The following is an 18,313-nucleotide window of genomic DNA, read 5'->3' on the forward strand; positions in this document are numbered from 1 at the left end:
ACCTGCAGAAAGAGTGAGAATGATGGACAAACAGAAGAAAGATAATGAAGCTGTGCAGCCGGCTGTGACCGGTCAGAGAGTGCTTGGAGATTTCCATACCATTCTGTCCGAGGGGGAAGTCTGGAAGACCGGCGGGTTCAAGCTTCCGGACGGCTCCTTCTGGGCTTACCGTGAGCCGGAGGCCGTGGTGATCGTGCGCAACGGCTATCTGTATGTGCGGGCCCAGCTTAGCCGCCAGAACCACCAGATTCAGATTCTGGACAATGCGAAGCATATGTATTACTCCGCTGAGCCGGTTCAGGTGCCGCAGAACGGGGAGATCAGCTTCGAGCTGCAGATCCGCGCACGCACCCAGGGAACGGCGCCCGGAGATCTATACGACGGCTATGTGTCGCTCAACCTGCTCGATTTCTCGACGGGGGCGGCACTGGACTTCTTCGCAGGCAACGATAAATACGCCAGTGTGTACGGCATTCTGCCATTTCCGGGCGTTAAGGTTCCGGATACGGACGGCACGAAATATTTCTGCATTTTTACCGAAGATACCGACTTTAAGCCGCGGGAATTCAACACGTACAAGATCACGTACCACCATGGCAAGGACGAAGCGGTCTTCTATGTGAACGGCAAGGAAGTGCGCCGCGAGCGGGGCATTCCGGTCAAGCTGAACAGCTTCACGGTGGCACTGGGCATTATGACGGAGAAGGATCTGTCGCCTGAGGGTAGCGTGTCGGTTCATGGCCAGACGGTCATTGCCGATTGGTCGCCAATCACCATTACCACATCCGCAGAATAGTCAAAGGTGGCGCACTAGTGAATGTTATAAGCTTTCTGAGATTTGTGGAGCTGCCGACCAAGGTGGCCAGCATGCTCCCGTTTCTGCTCGGCTCGCTGTACGCGCTGTACCGGTTCGACGATTTCGAGCCGCTGAATTTCGCGCTGATGCTGGTATCCCTGCTGAGCTTCGATATGGCAACAACGGCAATCAACAATTATTACGATTTCAAAAAAGCCGCCAAAACGCACGGCTACGGATATGAGACCCACAACGCTATTGTACGGCACGGGCTGCGGGAGCGGACAGTTGTTGCGACGATATTCACGCTGCTGCTGCTTGCGGTGGGCGGGGGCATTGCCCTGGTGACCCAGACCGGTCTGCTGGTCTTCCTGCTCGGCGGACTTTCCTTCCTGATCGGTATTCTGTATTCGTTCGGACCGATTCCAATCTCGCGGATGCCTCTCGGCGAGCTGTTCTCGGGACTGTTTATGGGCTTTGTGATTATCTTCATCTCCGCCTATATCCATTCCGGGGATACACTCGTCACACTGGTCTTCCGTCCGGACTGGGTCACGCTGCAGCTGAACTGGCTGGAGGTGCTCTACCTCTTCTGGTTCTCGGTTCCGGCGATTCTCGGCATTGCCGGGATTATGCTGGCCAATAATATCTGCGACATAGAGGATGACATCGAGAACCGCCGGTATACATTGCCTGTGTATATAGGCCGCAAGAATGCACTGCTTCTGTTCAGGCTGCTCTACTATGTGTCTTTCCTTGATTTGATCGTGCTCCTGCTGCTCGGGGTGAATCCGGTGCTGACCGTAATGCTGCTAATTACAGTGATCCCGCTGCGGCGCAATATCGCTCTGTTCGAGGAGAAGCAGGAGAAGGCTGTCACCTTCATTTTGTCAGTCAAAAATTTCGTGCTGATGAGTACGGCGCGCATCGCTGTACTGGCTTTGGCAATTCTGATCCAGAATGTTATCGCTTTTTGAATGCATTTGTATACCTCAGGGGGACCCGGCCGGGTCCCTTTGTTTTATAGCGAAGGAGCATATATTTTAAATTAATGGATAGGATTGACAGATTTAAAGCGCTGCAATATAATCAAATTGAATTTTATGAAAACGTTAACAAAGTAGGCGGTGATTAGCCTCTGGATGGATTTGAGGCATAGTTTGGGAATTCATATAACAAAGGAGAATAAGGGAGATGAAGATGTTGAATTTGAAAAAAAGCACGTTAGCCACCGCGTTGGCCTTGTCCATGATTTTATCGGTTCCGGCAGCACTTCTCCAGCCAACGGGGAGCGTATATGCAGCAGATGCATCAGGTACTACAGCAAGCATTGCAGAAGTTATCAAAAACCAGCAGTCCGACGGGGGCTGGAAGAAGGATTACGCTGTGACAAGCGGCGATTGGGCCAAGTCTACCATTGATAACAAGGCTACTTACACGGAAATCAGAAGATTGGCGGCAGAGTTCAAGAAAACGAATAACAGCCAATATTCGGCTGCGGCCATCAAGGGCATCAATTTCCTGCTGAACCTGCAGTATGCCAACGGCGGCTTCCCGCAAATCTATCAAAGCTCGGGCTATCATACACACATCACTTTTAATGATAATGCGATGATTAATGTGGTAACTCTGCTGGATGAGGTTGCGAATAAAAAGGGGGACTTCTCCTTCATCGACAGCACGCTCGCAGGCAAAAGCAAGCAGGCAGTGGACAAGGCTGTCGATTGCTTATTGAAAACCCAGGTCACAGTGAGCGGCAAGCTGACCGTATGGGGCCAGCAGCATGACTCCGTCACCCTGAAGCCAGCAGGTGCCCGGGCCTATGAGGTTCCCTCCCTTTGCTCCAGTGAAAGTGTGGGGATTGTAAAATTCCTTAAGACCAGAAGCTCCACCACCGCTATTGCCGCTTCCATCAAGGCCGCGGAGGACTGGTTCAAAGCGGTGAAAATCACCGGAATCCGTGTAGTCAAGACTGCAGATGATGTCGTTGTGGTGGAGGATCCAAGCGTCACCACCCCGATTTGGGCACGCTTCTATGAAATCGGTACCAACAAGCCGATCTTCGTAGGGCGTGACGGAGTAGTAAAATACAAGCTCAGTGATATTGATCAGGAAAGAAGAACGGGTTACTCGTGGTACGGCAACTGGCCTTCCAGTATTGTCAATTAACCCGTATACAACAAGGCTTCAGCTTTCGGGCTGAGGCCTTTTTTGTACAAAAATATGGTCTGCTACGCAAGTTCATTCAGGTTGTATTCTGCAAAAGCTCCACTTTTGGGGGTTATTTCGCCGCCTGATCCAAGCTATGATAGTGGGAGACAACGAATAGCAACCCCAATTGCTATAATCTTGCATGAGGAGGACATTCAGCAATGGCACAGAAACTTAAGTGGGGAATTCTTGGCTGCGCTCAGATCGCGACAGGAGCGGTCATTCCGGCAATTCAGGAATCGGAGCGCGGCATGGTTGCGGCGGTCGCCAGCCGTGGTCTCGACAAAAGCTCGGCGGTGGCCGCACAGTTCGGTATAGATAAGGCATATGGCAGTTACGAGGAGCTGCTGGCCGATCCGGAGATTGATGCCGTCTACATTCCGCTGCCCAATCATCTGCACCGCGAATGGGTGATCCGCGCTGCAGAAGCGGGTAAGCATGTGCTCTGCGAGAAGCCGATCGCCCTGAGCAGCAGCGAAGCCCTGGAGATGACGGAAGCGTGCCGGCAGGCCGGAGTACATCTGGCCGAGGCCTATATGTACCGGCATCATCCGCGCATCGCCCAGCTGCAGGAGATCATCGCCCGCGGCGACATCGGCGAACTGCGCTCCATCCGCGGCACATTTACGTACAACGATGCGGAGGACCGGAGCAATATCCGCTTCAAGTCGGCGTGGGGCGGCGGTTCGCTGTACGATGTCGGCTGCTATCCGCTCAGCGCCGCCCGGCTGCTCTACGGCGCAGAGCCGGAGGCGGTTACGGTGCAGGCAATCTTCTCGCCGGAGCATGACGGCGTGGATATGATGGCTTCGGGGCTGGTGGAATTCCCCGGCGGCGTCAGCCTGATCTTCGACTGCGGCATGTGGGCGTACAACCGGCAGCTGCTGGAGGTGCTGGGCACGGAGGGGCGTATTGAAGTTCCGATGCCGTTCAATGCCCGTTTCGAGGATGCCGGATTCACGGTCTATAAGGGCGACGAGGCCATTGCCGTAGCGGGGACCGGAGCCAATCCGTATGTCTGCCAGGCAGATCATTTCGCCGCGGCCGTATCCGGTGAGCCGCCGCATATCCTGCCGGAAGACCCGGTGCTGAACATGAAGCTGATCGAGACCTGTCTGGATTCGGCCCGGCGGCGCGAACGTATCGTGCTGGCCTGATTTTACGTGAAACCTCCATGCTGCATTCCATGCGGTGTGGAGGTTTTTTTCACAACGTTAGCAGCTGTAATTTGTTAGAATAGGAATAGTATTCTAATATTGTATGACTTGGATTGAACAGCTATCCGCTACTTGAAAGGAGACTGGTGATGTTACTGGAAGAAGAGCCGGTAATTGAGATTTCCGGCCTGTGGATGAATTACAGTGACCGGATGGTGCTGCGGGGGATTGATCTGACGGTGTACCGGGGGCAGATCATCGGTTACATCGGGCCCAACGGGGCCGGCAAGAGTACGACCGTCAAGATTATGCTTGGACTGGTAGAAGGTTACACCGGCACAGTGCGCATCTTCGGCAAAGATATCAGTGACGGGGACGCCGCCTATAAAGCGCGGATCGGCTATGTTCCCGAGGTGGCTGAAATGTATGACAGCCTGACGGCCCGCGAGTACTTGACCTTTATCGGCGAGCTGTACGGCATGCCGCATGAAGCTGCCGAAGCCAAGGCCAGAAGACTGATGACGCTGCTGGATATGGAACGGGTCTACGACAAGCGTATCGCTTCCTACTCCAAGGGGATGAAGCAGAAGGTGCTGCTGATCTCCAGTATGCTGCATGACCCGGATATATTGTTTCTCGACGAGCCCCTTAGCGGGCTGGACGCCAACAGTGTAATGGTGGTGAAGGAGATTCTTGCCACACTGGCGGCGAAGGGCAAGACGATTTTTTATTCCTCGCATATTATGGATGTCGTGGAGAAGATCAGCAGCCGGATTATCCTGCTGGACGGCGGTGATATTGCAGCCGACGGCACCTTCGGGGAGCTGAGGGAAAGAAGCGCAGAGGGCTCGCTGGAGAGCATCTTCAACCGTCTGACCGGGTTCGATCAGTACCGGGATATCGCGGGCGATTTCGTTGCCGCCGTCATGGACGGTGAGGCACGGTGAATGAGTACTACTCCTTGAAGCTGCTTGACCGGATGGAAGGCCTCTTCCGCCGGATCGGGGTAGATTACAGAACAATGCGGCTTATTCTGCAGACGAAGCTCACCATGGACGGAAGACGCACACCGACAGTGCTGACCGCCAATCAGAAAGAGGCAAATACCTCTTCCGGGTCGCCGCTGCGCATGCACTGGATGTACCTGCTGTTCGGGCTCCTGCTGATTCCCTTTGTCATCATCGAGGGCAATTATATCTTTTCCATGGGCTTAACCTTCGGCATGCTGATGTTTCTGATCTCCACAACGCTGATCTCCGATTTCTCTTCCGTTATGCTGGATCTGCGGGAGAAGAACATTCTGCATACGAAGCCGGTGGACAGACGGACGCTGAGTATGGCGAAGAGCATACATATTTTGCTTTACTTGCTCTCCTTGACGCTGACGCTTGCAGCGCCCTCGCTGCTCGTCTCCCTGTTCAGCCAAGGTGTAATATTCTTTCTGCTGTACGGGATATGCGTGGTGCTGCTGGACTGCTTCATCCTGGTGTTTACTGCGCTGTGCTATCTGGCGATTCTGCGGCTGTTCGACGGGGAGAAGCTGAAGGATATTATTAATTACGTGCAAATCGTACTTTCCGTCGGGCTGATGATCGGTTATCAGCTGATCTCCCGGCTGGTCAACTTCAGCTTTCTGGATTCGGGGTTTGATCCTGCCTGGTGGTCCTATGCGGTTCCTCCGTTCTGGTTCGCCTCCTCGTTCGAGCTGCTGATCGGCGGTAACAGCAATCAGGAGACAACCATCCTGTCTCTGCTTGCCTTGGTGGTGCCGCTGCTCTTGCTGGCCACCTATATCCGGCTGATGCCCCTGTTCGAGCGGAGCCTGCAGAAGCTGGCGGCGGAGGAAGCGGGAGGGAAGGACAAAGGGACGCTGGCCCGGACGTTATCCATGCTCACCTGCCGGAACAAGCAGGAAGCCACGTTCTTCCGGTTCACCTGGTCGATGATGAAGAATGAACGCGACTTCAAGCTGCGCACTTATCCGACTGTCGGATTGGTCATGGCGCTGCCCTTTATCTTTATCTTTAATATTGTCCAGAGCGGCGGAATGTCGGAGCTCAAGGGCTCTCCGGGATATTACGGGATGTATGCCATCGCGATGCTGATGCTGACGGTTGTCCAGATGCTGCGTTATTCTGCAAGCTATAAGGGTGCCTGGATCTACAAATCGCTGCCGCTGGTGCCCGGAGCTCTGATCAGCCGCGGTATGCTCAAGGCTGCGGTGCTGCGGCTGCTGTTGCCGGTATTTGCGGCAGAGAGTGTTATTTTCACCGTGCTGTTCGGGACGGAAATTATCCCGGAATTGTTCACGATCCTGCTGGCACTGCTGCTGTATTCGGTGATTTGCTGGCGCATGTTCCCGCAGGCGCTGCCGTTTGCCGAGAAATACGAGCAGGCAAGCCGCAGGGAATTCACCGGCGTTTCCTTTATGATGCTGTTCATTATGCTAGGGATGGGTCTGCTGCACTATTTCGCTGCACAAATCCCATATGGCGTGCTTGTTTATACGGGGATTTTGGGTGCGGCCAATGTATGGGGCTGGCAGGCTGCATTCGGAGGCAGACCTGCGCGGGGGAAGGATATGCCGGGTGCGGGGGCCTGAGATTACATCAAATATGGACATTTTATGCCCGGGCTTAAAAAAGGGTGCAAGTTCCAGTATTTACTTAGACTTTAGGCCCAATAAAAGGTAAAATACACCTAAAGTTATTCTTATAAAAGTTATTCTCAGGATCATCTACTATATCTTATTTTACTCTTCCGTTTATCTGATATTCGTATAACGATTTATACATGAAAGTGCCCTGCGCGATAATGATAATTTAACCGGTGAAGAGGTCAACTATGGATCAAATGGGAATCCACTATAACGTTTGGATTGTGTTGCTATCATTTGCGCTTACGGCCACGGCTGCCTATTCAGCGCTGAATCTGATTTCACAGGTTTCCCATTCTGCGGGCAGAATCCGCCGGCTGTGGCTGTTGTCCGGAGCCTGTGTGCTGGGCAGCGGCATATGGGCCATGCACTTCGTTGGCATTATGGCCGGCCGGATGCCGGTTAATATCGGCTATCATCCGGGTACCGCGCTGCTGTCGCTGCTGCTCATCATGCTTGCCAGCCTGGTCTCGCTGGGGCTTGCCGTCCATCCCCGCCAGGGAATGCGGCAGCTGCTTGCAGGCGGTCTCGTGCTCGGCGGCGGAATCTCCGCCATGCATTATGTCGGGATGTCCTCGCTGGAAGCGTCGGGGACGATCCGTTATGAGGTGCCCGCACAGGTGTTGTCGGTTATGATCGCCATCACGGCTTCTTACATCGCTATCTTTTTGTTCCGCAAATTCCGTGATCAGGCCGGCTTCAGCCGCTGGAAGCTGTATTCGGCGTTATTTATCGGCCTCGCGGTGACGGGTACGCATTACACCAGCCTGAGAACGAGCACCATGATCTATGACGGGTGGATTGGCAATGCGCCTTATCTGATCAATACGGATGTTATTTTGTTGACCGGGGTGTCGTTTGTTACCTTGTTTATGCTGGCCATTTCCGGCGGGGCGGTATTCCTGGACCGGCATGTGCTGGAGCGGATGGCCTTTCATGATCCGTTGACCGATTTGCCGAACCGTCACGGGTTAGAGCGGTACTTTCAGAATGATTTTTTGATTCAATCCTCGGGCGCGGTATTCTTTGTAGATCTGGACCGCTTTAAATCAATTAACGATACGCTGGGCCATGATGTCGGGGATTTACTGCTGCGAGAGGTTGCCGGGCGCTTAAACGGCGGAATCGTGAAACGGGGCAAGGTGTTCCGTCTGGGCGGAGATGAGTTCCTGATTGCGTTACCCGACTGCGCGGCTGAGGAAGCCGAGGAATTCGCGCAGCTCGTCCTGCGCGAGATCAAGAAGCCGTACAGCATCCAGGGCAACGACTTATACATAACTGCCAGCATCGGCATCAGCATGACGCCGACACACGGTACGGACCGCTCGGCGCTGATGAAGGCGGCCGACACTGCGCTCTATACCTCCAAGGACTCCGGGAAGAACAAGTTCAGCATGTTCGATCAAGAGATGAACAATCATCAAGTCCGGCGGATGTCGCTGGAGAAGGACCTGCGCAAGGCGCTGGCCCGTTCGGAGTTCATGGTGGTATACCAGCCGAAATGGGATTCGCTGATGAATGTCACCGTCGGGCTGGAGGCGCTGCTACGCTGGCGCCATCCGGAGCATGGCATGGTATCGCCGGCGGAGTTCATCCCGATTGCCGAAGAGACCGGCATGATTGTCCCGATCACGTACTGGATGCTGCATGAGGTGTGCGGACAGAATATGCTGTGGCACAAGGCCAATGTGGCCAATGTAGCTGTCTCCATCAATATGTCGGCCCGGATGTTCGACGGCGGCGGCCTGTACGATGTCGTGGAAGAGGCGCTGACGCGTTCCGGCCTGGCGGCCCATTATCTGGAGCTGGAGATTACAGAGTCCATCGCGATGAATAATATGGAGGAGACGGTGGCCCAGCTTTCCAAGCTGCGCAGTCTGGGTGTGAGGGTGTCACTCGATGATTTCGGCACCGGCTTCTCCTCGCTGGGCAATCTCGATGAAATTCCGGTCAATACGCTAAAGATTGACCAGGTGTTCATCCGCAAGAGCAAGATGCATTCCAAGAAAGCTATTATCAGCAATATTATCGCGATCGCCAGCAATCTGAATATGGAGGTTGTCGCCGAGGGCGTCGAGACGACGGAGCAGATTGAGCTTCTGCAGTCACTCGGCTGCCGCGTAATGCAAGGCTATTATTATGGACGCCCGATGCCGGTCAATGAGCTTGGCCAGTGGTTCGTCCAGAATACGGCGTGAAGCCTTAGCTCCTCCCGTTGAAGCAACAAAAAGCAGCAAGTCCCTATCCGGACCTGCTGCTTTTTGTTGTCTATACCGCTACACCTGCTAGACCTTGAAGTTCTCTACCAGCACCTGCAGCTTCTCGGCCAGCGAGGAGAGGAAGGCGGCAGAGGCTTCCACTTCCTGCATGGCGGCCAGCTGCTGCTGCGAGGAGGCGGATAAGGTCTCGGCGCCCTCGGCCGTCTGGTTAGATACAGAGACAGTGCTCTGGATCGCTTCGACCAGACCGGCGGCGATCAATGCGAGCTCGCGGACCGTCTCGGAGATCTGACGGCTGCGGTCTGACATATCCGAGACGGAATGTTCAATCTCGGCAAAGGATTGTCCGGCCGATACGATCAGCTCCTTACCCTGGCGGACTTCCTCTGTCGAGCGCTTCATCGTGTGACCGGCCAGCTCCATCTGCGTGACGATCAGGGTGACCAACTGGCCGATCTGGGCGGCAGACTTGGCCGAGCGTTCCGCCAGCTTGCGTACGGAGTTCGCGACGACAGCGAAGCCGCGGCCTTCCTCTCCGGCGCGCGCTGCTTCAATAGCGGCGTTCAGCGCCAGCAGGTTCGTCTCTTCGGCGATGCCGGCAATGACGCTGACGATGCTCTCGATTTCCTTGGAATGGCTCCCCAGCGTCTCAATATTAGCTGACAGGTCGGAGATGCTGCTGTCCACGATCTGCATCTGTTCAACGGTGGAATTCATCGACTCCCGTCCACCGCGGGCCTTGAGTGCATTGTGCTCGGCATTGCTCATGGCGCTATCCGCATTGTCGGCAATTTCGGAGATGAAATGGGACATGTTCTGCACAGCCTTATAGCTGCCTTCGAGATTCTCCAGCTGTGAGCGTGCTCCATCGGCCAGTTCAATCGTGACATTGACGCTATGCTCGCCGGCACGGTTGGTTTCCTGTGCGCTGGCGGACAATTGCTGGGAAGAGGAAGCCACCAGCATGGAGGTGTCGTTGACCTGGGTGATCAAATTGCGCAAATTCTGCGTCATGTCGTTGAAATCGCCGGATAAGGTGCCGATCTCATCCTTGCTCTTGAAGAGCAGCGGCTCGCGGGTCAGATCGCCCTTGGCTACATGGTTGACGGAAGCAGACAGCTTCGTGAGCGGGCTGACCATACGGCGGATCAGCAGATAGGCCGCCAGAATCGCGACAACCAGGATGGAGCCGCTGATGATGAGCGGCTGCAGAAGAATCTCCATGGTCCGCTCCTGGATCAGGGGACCGTCAAAATTAATGGCCATCAAAGCGACGATCGGTTTGGTGGGGTCATGATCCTGATATATAGGGCCGTAGCCGGTTTTGAGTGAGACATTATCGTATGTATAAACTTTGGAGTATGCGGAATGCTGCATCTTGGAATGCGCTTCAGCCGAATGCTGCACGTCAGCGAGCTTTGCTTTGTCTTCCTCAGCGAAATAGAATTTGTCGCCGGCTTTATAGCCTCTGGCTTTGAGGTTTGCATCTGCGGCGAGGATCGTGCCGTCCAGAGAGAGGATGAAGGCTTCCTTGAATATCGGTTTATGGTCAGTAATCCAGCCTATCCGGTCTTCAATGGCAGTGACGTTGCTGCCATCCCCCGCGACCAGCGCCGCGATGTCGGCAGGATCGATAAGCCCGGTTGTTATGTTGGCGCAGCCTACCAATTCTATGCCGGCCGCTTCGTCCACCTGCTTGAATGCAGCGCGGTACCCGAAGAAACCGATGGATGAACCGACCAGCAGCAGCACGCTGAGCATCATCCAAGTTAATTTTGTTGCCAATTTCATGATTTGCACCACCAACCCTGACTGAATATTATTATTAAGTGATATCCATTATCACTCACGTCTTCGATTATAGCGCATCCCCGGTTTGGCGCAGAGACCCCATAACTCTGATTTTGTGTCGAAAAATGCAAGTTTTTTCTAATTGGATATGCTATGTACAATCTTTCACGGACAAACCGGACAAAAGCATTGAACCGGGGCATACCGTAATGGTACGCTTGAACCAGGATAAACGGATTGGAGCTGAACCGAATGTCGCAACATATTGATCCGTTGGTAGAGCAGCTGGGGCTGTCCATGTGGAGAGTGCAGCGCAAAATTTCCTCTCAGATGTCCCTGCCACAGGAAATCGGAGTTACCGTGCCGCAATTCGGTCTGCTGCGCATGATAGCGCAGGAGAAGAATGCGCGTGTTATACAATTGGCCGAGAAGATGGAGGTCAAATCCAGTGCAGTCACCGTCATGCTGGACCGTTTGGAGCTGCTGGGCCTGTGCAAGCGCGAGCCGGATGTGCAGGACCGCCGGGCTGTAATCGTATCCATTACTCCGGAGGGAAGGGCCGCTCTCGATGAAGCCAACCGCCGGTCGATGCTGCTGCTCTCCGAGCATCTGGCCATCCTCAACCCGCAGGAGCTGCAGATCTTCGCCGAGTACTACCTGATGCTGGAGAAGCAGGAGCGGTAAAGGTATCCGGGCTATAAGCTCCTGTATTATGCAAACAGCCACGCCCTTATGAAGGGCGTGGCTGTTTGTTGCTATAGACTGTTGTGTTATTCCGCGGCTTGCGCTCCGGGGTCTTTATCCGGCAGCTGGCTCACGTAACTGTCGGAGAGCTGGCGCAGCCGCAGCGCGCGGTTGTATTCATCTTCAGTACCGGCAGGCGTCTTGCCGCCTTCGGCCAAATTGTATTGTGTATTGTCTTCAAAGCTGTTGCCGGGAATCAGGAGGCCGGAGCTGGCAATAAACGAGCCTGTCGGCAGGTAATAGCGCTGCGGCAGCAGGTTGTAGCTCTGGCTCAGCAGGTCCTGGCCGAAATGAATCTGGCCGTCCAGCGAAATGCCAAGGAGACTGGCTGCAGTCGGCATGATATCGACCTCGCCGCCCACCTGCTCCAGCGTCTGCGGCTGCAGAGCGCCTTCGGCATGAATCATCAGCGGAATATTCAGCATATGGGCGTATTCGTAATCATGCCCGTAAATTTCCGTCATCAGTTCTTTGTCGTCATGGTCCAGGGAGTAAATTGGCAATCCCATATGGTCACCGTATACCATGATCAGGCTGTTGTCGAGGATTCCGTTCGCTTTAAGCTCATCCATGAACTGGCCGAAGGCATAGTCGGCATAATTCTGGGAACGGATATAGTCGCCGACAAAGGTGCCCTCATACCGCTCCGGCAGCTTCATATGATGCTTCTCGGAAGGGATCGTGAACGGATGATGTGCGGACATGGAAATGACCTGTGCATAAAAGGGCTGTCCGCTGTCATTCATTTCTTTCAGCTTGTCGGCTGTCTTGCGGTATAGCACCTCATCGGATGCACCGAAGAAGAAGTTATCTTCATCGCCGAAAAATTCATGGTCGTAATAATGATCCCAGCCAAGAGCGCTGTAGAGCTCGCCGCGGTTCCAGAACTCGACTACATTCGTATGGAAGGTGGCGCTCTGGTATCCGTGCTCTTTCAGCAGACGTGGCAGACTCGGCAGCTCTTTATCCACATAAGCCATCGTGGCTGCGCCTTGAGGCGGGATATAGAAGGATGAGTTCACGACGAACTCGGCATCCGAGGTGTTGCCTTGACCGACCATCTGATAGAAGTTGGGGAAGTACAGGCTGTCCCCCATTAAGCGGTTCAGATTAGGCGTAACCTCATGCCCGTCTACGTCCAGTCCCAGGAGGAAGCTCTGAAACGACTCCAGCTGGATAATAATCAGGTTCTTGCCTTTAGCCGCCCCGGCATAAGGCGAAACGGCATTCTTATCGATGCCCTTGAGATCATTGATGACGTCCTGGGTAATTTCGCTGGCTTCGACCAGCTCCGGTTTGTCTTGAGCAAAGATCGTATAAGCCTCATAATTAAGGATACCCATTTCCTGGGCCTTCTTGATTTCGTTCATGCTGGCCTTGTTGGGCAGAATGTTGAACAGACAGAGCGCCAGGGATACTGCGAACAGGACAGGGTAGAACCAGGCTTTGTTGATGCGGTTGATGTTCTCCTTCTTATACATGCGTCCCTTCTTATTGAAGAAGAAAAAGATGCCCAGGATGACAACATCGGCGAAGATCAGCAGATAATACGGGTCCATCAGCGAGAAAACGCTGTTCTTCACCGCAGTCACCTGATTGACCTGCTCGGCCGCATGGTAAGTTACGATAACGCCGTAATATTTGAAGTACATAATGGCGGCGAAAAAGATGCCGGTCAGCACCAGATTGACAGTCATGTAATAACCGAGCTTGCGCTTCGACGCGAAGCGTTCAATGAGGCAGAACAGCGCCCAGACGAAGGGAAGCTCCGTCAGTACGGCTTTCCAGGGCAGCCAGTCTCCGAAGATTACGCCCCAGGCCAGGAAGCTCTTAAGGACAAAGATCAGCGATAAGTACACGAACGGCTTCTTCAGCCATTGCTTGATCGTTTGGGATGACACAATTTCCCCTTCTTTCTCTTTAATAAAATGCCGCCCTCCCGGAAGTGGGAATGACGCCAATAAGGCAAATAAATTCCATCTTAATAGACCTTATTATGCAGTGCTGGCTATTGAATGTCAAAAAACAGAAATAGCGTATCCGCGCCGGGACGGGAGCAAGGGCAACGATAAATGAGTGAAGATAAAGTTATAAGGGGAAGACGCCCCGATTCCGGGAGTTACGCGCTGAAACGGCTGACCGGAAGTATAAATGCGCTATAAATCGTTTGGAAGCGGGTGGAAAATGGCCACAGCCGGGATCGCTCTGTCGGTAAGGAGTCTCGTAGAGTATGTATATAGCAGCGGCAGTCTGGAGTCCGGCTTCCGCAGCGCCGCAGCGCTGCAGGAGGGGACGCGGATTCATCAGCATATCCAGCGCCAATACAAGGAGGGAGACAGCAAGGAGGTCTATCTGAAGACGGAAATCGCTTATGAGGAGCTGGTCTTCCGGATCGACGGGCGCTGCGACGGCCTGCTGATCGGCGAAGACGGGACGGTTACGGTGGAAGAAATCAAATCTACTGCCGGGGCGGTTGATCTTCTGGCGGAGGGCAAAGAGGTGCACTGGGCTCAAGCGCTGATGTACGCGTATATGCTGACGCTGGAGCGTGAGCTTGCTTCGGTACAGGTCAAGCTCACCTATGTTCAGCGGGGCGGAGAGCAGCAGCGAAGCCTGTACCGGACCGCCTCTGCAGAAGAGCTGGCGGTATTCGCCATGAATACAGTGGCGGGATATGTTCCCTATGCCCGGCTGATGGTCCGTCATGAGACGCAGCGGGAAAGCAGCATCCGTGAGCTGGCCTTTCCGTTTCCCGCTTACCGCCAGGGGCAGCGGCACTTCGCCGCCGCCGTGTACAAATCAATTGCGGAGGGCGTCAATCTGTTCGCCCAGGCGCCGACCGGGATCGGCAAGACCATGTCCACGCTGTTCCCGGCGGTGAAGGCGCTTGGGGAGGGAAAGGCAGGCGGACTGTTCTATCTGACGGCGAAGACGGTCAACCGCCTGGCAGCCCAGGATGCGCTGCGGCTTCTGCTGCACGGCGGACTGCATCTGCATGCAATTACCATCACTGCGAAGGAGAAGGCCTGCTTCCGTGAAGAAGGGCTGTGCGGGAAGGACTTCTGCCCCTTCGCTGACGGTTATTACGACCGCGTCAACGGCGCGGTGCTGGACATGCTGGAGAACGAGACGCTGATGACGCAGGAGATCATCGCCGGATATGCCCGCAAGCATGAGGTCTGCCCGTTCGAATTCTCGCTTGATGCGGCCTATGCCTGCGATGCAGTAATCTGCGATTACAATTATGTCTATGATCCTCGTATCAGCCTCAAACGGCTGGCCGAGGAACGCAAGCGCAGGACGGTGCTGCTGGTCGATGAGGCCCACAATCTCGTGGACCGCGGCCGGGAGATGTATTCGGCCGCGCTGACCAAGGCGCCGTTTCTGGCTCTTCAGCGCCGCTACAAGGCGGTGAATAAGGGGCTGAGCGGAGCCGCCAAGGCGGTGAACGGCTGGTTCATTGCGCTGCGCAAGAGCTGCGGCGAGGAAGGAAAGGGCGAGTGGAGGGAGTATCCGGAGGAGCTGCCGGCTCTGCTGGAGACATTCGCACTGGAAGCGGAGCAGGAACTGCTGGCCCCTTCGTCCATTCCGCTTGAAGGGGAAGAGGGGGAAGAGAGTCTGCTGGATACTTACTACGCCGTACTGGGTATGCAGCGCACCTTCAAGACCTACGATGAGCGGTACATTACATATGCGGAGGTACGGAGCGGGGATGTGTATTTCAAGCTCTTCAATCTCGACCCCTCCCATCTGCTGCAGCAGATGGGCAAGGGCTTCCGCAGCCAGATTCTGTTCTCCGCCACACTTGCGCCGCTCTCCTACTACCGGGAGATGATCGGCGCAGGGGAAGAGGACTACAGCATGAGTGTGCCCTCCCCGTTCCACAGGGAGCAGTGGCAGGTGTCCGTGCTTCCGCTCTCCACCCGTTACCGGGACCGGGGGGTTTCCCTTGTTCCGCTAAGCGATGCGATCAAGGGAATGACGGGCCGCAAAGGGAATTATCTCGTATTCTTCCCTTCATACGCTTATTTGCGCAGCGTTCTTGAGGTGTTCACAGAGAAATACCCGCAGGTGCGGACGATTGTCCAGAGCACGGGTATGAATGAGCAGGAGCGCGAAGGATTCCTCGCCGCCTTCTCTCCGGACAATGCGGAGACCCTGCTTGGGTTCGCGGTGCTCGGCGGCATCTTCGCCGAAGGGGTCGACCTCCCGGGCGACCGGCTGAACGGCGTAATGATCGTGGGCGTCGGCCTGCCCCAGGTCGGGCTGGAGCGGGAGATACTTCGTCAATATTTTCAGGAGCAGGGCAAGAACGGCTTCGATTATGCCTATGTGTATCCGGGGATGTGCAAGGTGCTGCAGGCGGGGGGACGGCTAATCCGCAGCGAAACCGACAGCGGCACCATAGTGCTGGCCGATGACCGCTTCCTGCGGCAGCCTTACGTGCAGCTGCTTCCCGAGGAATGGAGCGGCTACCATCGGCTGATGTAAGCGCGTATAATTGAGGCAGACTTTTCATTCTATGAAACCTCAGGAGGTAAGGGAGATGACACTGAATATCGGATTGGTAGGGACAGGCTGGTTCTCCAAGGTGCATGCCGATTTGCTGGCCGGGATGGAAGATGTCCGGCTTGCGGCGGTGTGCGGCAGCAGCAAGGAGAAGGGCGAGCAGCTTGCCCGCAATTACGGAGCCGCCGGGTACGGGAATATTACGGAGATGCTGGACGCCGGGAAGCTGGATGCCGTTTACGTGTGCGTGCCTCCGCAGGCGCACGGGGCCATTGAACGGGCGCTGATCCGCAGGGACATCCCCTTCTTCATCGAGAAGCCACTGGCGGCGAGCACCGAAATCCCGGCCAGCCTGCTGCAGGAGATCAAGGAGCGCAATCTGCTGACCTCGGTCGGTTATCATTTCCGTTATCAGAACAATGTCCAGCGGCTGAAGGAGACGCTTGCCGGGGACAAGGTGGGCATGATCGTCGGCCAGTGGATGGGCGGTATGCCGGGGGTGGCCTGGTGGCGTAATCAGGAGCAATCCGGCGGACAGTTTACGGAGCAGACGACCCATATCGTCGATTTGCTGCGTTATCTCGCCGGAGAAGTGACGGAGGTGTACGGGCTGTTCGGCAACCGCATTATGCATGAAGCCCATGAGAACGTGACGGTGTCCGACGTCGGTACTGTCTCGCTGAAGCTTGCGAGCGGCATTGTGGCCAATATCTCCAATACCTGCGTGCTGCCCGACGGGGTAGGACGTATCGGGCTCAGCTTCTACAATGAAGCCGGATTGCTTGACTGGAATCCTGAGCGTCTCCTGGAAGTGCGGAGCGGCGACAGCACGGAATACGCGAATGAAGGCAACCCTTACGCGGCGGAAAGCGAAGCCTTCCTGCATGCAGTGCGGACAGGCGATCGTTCGCGTATTCTCAGTGACTATGAGGATGGCTACAGAACCCTGAAGGTGACCTGCGCCGCCTTTGAGTCTTCCCAAAGCGGGCTGCCGGTAAAGCTATAAGCAAAGCAAAGAAACCCCACAAAGTGACGCGAAGCTCTGAAGCATATGCCGGCTACTTTGGGGGGCTCCAATAACAACCCCACAAAGTGATGTTAAGCCGCAAAAAAAGACCCGCCGGATCAGCTAAGCTGACCGGACGGGTCTTGCGGCCCACGCGGGAACGGCCTAATGTTGGAGGAAAACCGCGAGAAGCGCAGGCGCCAGTCCAATGGAGAACAGCGCCGTGAGAATCATCGCGATACTGGAGATGGTGCCGGTCAGCGAACTCAGCTCGAAGGCTTTGGAGGTTCCTGTCCCATGCGCGGCGGTTCCCAGCGATACTCCGCGCGCAATTTCATTGTCAATGCGGAAGAGGCGCAGGACGGACGGCCCCATCAGCGTTCCAAGGATACCGGTCAGTATTACAAAGACCGCCGTAATGCTGGGAACGCCGCCGATGTTCTGCGAGATACTCATGGCGATCGGCGTAGTCACCGAACGAGGCACAAGACTGGTTGCGAGGTCTCCGCTTAAGTGCAGCCATTTGGCCAACAGCATGGAAGAGAGAACCGCAGTAACCGTTCCAGTAAGCACGCCTGCCGCAATTTCGGCGGCGTGTTTTTTCAGTACCTTGAAGTTCTTATGAAGAGGGATTGCAAAGGCGACCGTTGCCGGCTGCAGCAGATCGCTCAGCCATTTGCCTCCCGCATTGTAGCTTTCATAGGACGTTCCGGAGAACAGCAGAATACCGATCATGATGAGCGGTGTAATGATCAGCGGGGAGCAGTAGATTTTCCCGCTTCGTACATAGAGCCGTTTGGCCAGAAGATAGACGGCCACGGTCAATCCGAGAAAAAGCAGGCTGGTCATCATTGGCTTCGACGCTCCTTTAACTTATAAATGGCTCCTGTAAGCATGCCGGAGCAGGCCATAACGGCAAAGGTTCCGACAACCACCACTGCGAGCACCTGCAGACCGTCGGCCTCCAGCAGGCTGGTGTATTTCATAACGCCGATGGCGGAAGGAATAAAGAACAGCAGCAGCTCGGCCAGCAGCCAGGACGCGCCGGCTTCCACCCAGTTCAAACGGACAATGCCGCTCTCCAGCAGCAGGAATAATAGGATCATCCCGATGATGCTGCCGGGAATGGGAATATGCAGATAAGGGGTCAGGGCATTGACCAGCATAGAGAATACGGTAAGTCCGGAAATCTGCAGCAAGCCCTTGGCAATCTTTTTCATAAGG

The 18,313-nt window shown here is 55.0% G+C and carries 14 protein-coding genes; 10 read left to right on the plus strand and 4 right to left on the minus strand.

The genetic code is table 11. The features are described from left to right. The first annotated feature begins 22 nt into the window (after nt 1-22). The 7 genes from F1379_RS12875 (at nt 23) to F1379_RS12905 (ending at nt 9,018) form a co-directional block, all read left to right on the plus strand. The gene (locus tag F1379_RS12875; protein WP_239004656.1) at nt 23-796 is read left to right on the plus strand and encodes a DUF6081 family protein; all 774 of its coding nucleotides are present in this window, start codon (nt 23-25) and stop codon (nt 794-796) included. A gap of 17 nt (nt 797-813) precedes the next feature. Further along, entirely contained in the window at nt 814-1,773 is a 960-nt protein-coding gene (menA, locus tag F1379_RS12880) for a 1,4-dihydroxy-2-naphthoate polyprenyltransferase (RefSeq protein ID WP_150270168.1), read from the plus strand. Between the two features lie 217 nt (nt 1,774-1,990). Beyond that, entirely contained in the window at nt 1,991-2,965 is a 975-nt protein-coding gene (pelA, locus tag F1379_RS12885; RefSeq protein WP_239004657.1) for a pectate lyase, read from the plus strand. Nucleotides 2,966-3,168: 203 nt separating this feature from the next. Then, nucleotides 3,169-4,164: a Gfo/Idh/MocA family protein gene (locus F1379_RS12890; protein WP_150270170.1), complete on the plus strand. Its 996-nt coding sequence runs from the start codon at nt 3,169-3,171 to the stop codon at nt 4,162-4,164. Between the two features lie 149 nt (nt 4,165-4,313). Continuing rightward, nucleotides 4,314-5,111, plus strand: a complete 798-nt coding sequence (locus F1379_RS12895) for an ABC transporter ATP-binding protein (protein WP_150270173.1) — start codon at nt 4,314-4,316, stop codon at nt 5,109-5,111. After that, nucleotides 5,108-6,766: a hypothetical protein gene (locus F1379_RS12900; protein ID WP_150270175.1), complete on the plus strand. Its 1,659-nt coding sequence runs from the start codon at nt 5,108-5,110 to the stop codon at nt 6,764-6,766. The genes F1379_RS12895 and F1379_RS12900 overlap by 4 nt, the downstream gene beginning before the upstream one ends. Nucleotides 6,767-7,008: 242 nt before the next feature. Beyond that, entirely contained in the window at nt 7,009-9,018 is a 2,010-nt protein-coding gene (locus F1379_RS12905; RefSeq protein ID WP_150270177.1) for a putative bifunctional diguanylate cyclase/phosphodiesterase, read from the plus strand. A gap of 87 nt (nt 9,019-9,105) precedes the next feature. On the opposite strand, the gene F1379_RS12910 is transcribed toward F1379_RS12905, so the two are convergent. After that, a complete protein-coding gene (locus tag F1379_RS12910; RefSeq protein WP_150270179.1) occupies nt 9,106-10,830 on the minus strand; it encodes a methyl-accepting chemotaxis protein in 1,725 nt (574 codons plus the stop codon). 252 nt (nt 10,831-11,082) lie between these two features. Here F1379_RS12910 and F1379_RS12915 point away from each other — a divergent pair, with 252 nt between their 5' ends. Continuing rightward, a complete protein-coding gene (locus F1379_RS12915) occupies nt 11,083-11,514 on the plus strand; it encodes a MarR family winged helix-turn-helix transcriptional regulator (RefSeq protein ID WP_150270181.1) in 432 nt (143 codons plus the stop codon). 86 nt (nt 11,515-11,600) lie between these two features. Here F1379_RS12915 and F1379_RS12920 read toward each other — a convergent pair whose 3' ends face one another. Further along, on the minus strand, nt 11,601-13,478 hold the full coding sequence (locus F1379_RS12920) for an LTA synthase family protein (RefSeq protein ID WP_420850497.1): 1,878 nt from the start codon (nt 13,476-13,478) through the stop codon (nt 11,601-11,603). A gap of 280 nt (nt 13,479-13,758) precedes the next feature. Between F1379_RS12920 and F1379_RS12925 the strand changes: the two genes are divergently transcribed. Together F1379_RS12925 and F1379_RS12930 are read left to right on the plus strand one after the other, a co-directional pair. Beyond that, nucleotides 13,759-16,065, plus strand: a complete 2,307-nt coding sequence (locus F1379_RS12925; protein ID WP_150270185.1) for an ATP-dependent DNA helicase — start codon at nt 13,759-13,761, stop codon at nt 16,063-16,065. 55 nt (nt 16,066-16,120) lie between these two features. Further along, entirely contained in the window at nt 16,121-17,089 is a 969-nt protein-coding gene (locus tag F1379_RS12930) for a Gfo/Idh/MocA family protein (protein WP_150270187.1), read from the plus strand. Between the two features lie 165 nt (nt 17,090-17,254). On the opposite strand, the gene F1379_RS12935 is transcribed toward F1379_RS12930, so the two are convergent. Continuing rightward, nucleotides 17,255-17,938: a CidB/LrgB family autolysis modulator gene (locus F1379_RS12935; protein ID WP_150270321.1), complete on the minus strand. Its 684-nt coding sequence runs from the start codon at nt 17,936-17,938 to the stop codon at nt 17,255-17,257. Continuing rightward, nucleotides 17,938-18,309 carry a CidA/LrgA family protein gene (locus F1379_RS12940; protein WP_150270189.1) on the minus strand — a complete coding sequence of 124 codons (372 nt, stop codon included), beginning with the start codon at nt 18,307-18,309 and terminating at the stop codon, nt 17,938-17,940. Before F1379_RS12940 ends, F1379_RS12935 begins: the two co-directional genes overlap by 1 nt. Between the last annotated feature and the right edge of the window lie 4 nt (nt 18,310-18,313).

This window comes from Paenibacillus tepidiphilus (genome assembly GCF_008635795.1).
Taxonomy (GTDB): domain Bacteria; phylum Bacillota; class Bacilli; order Paenibacillales; family Paenibacillaceae; genus Paenibacillus_AQ; species Paenibacillus_AQ tepidiphilus.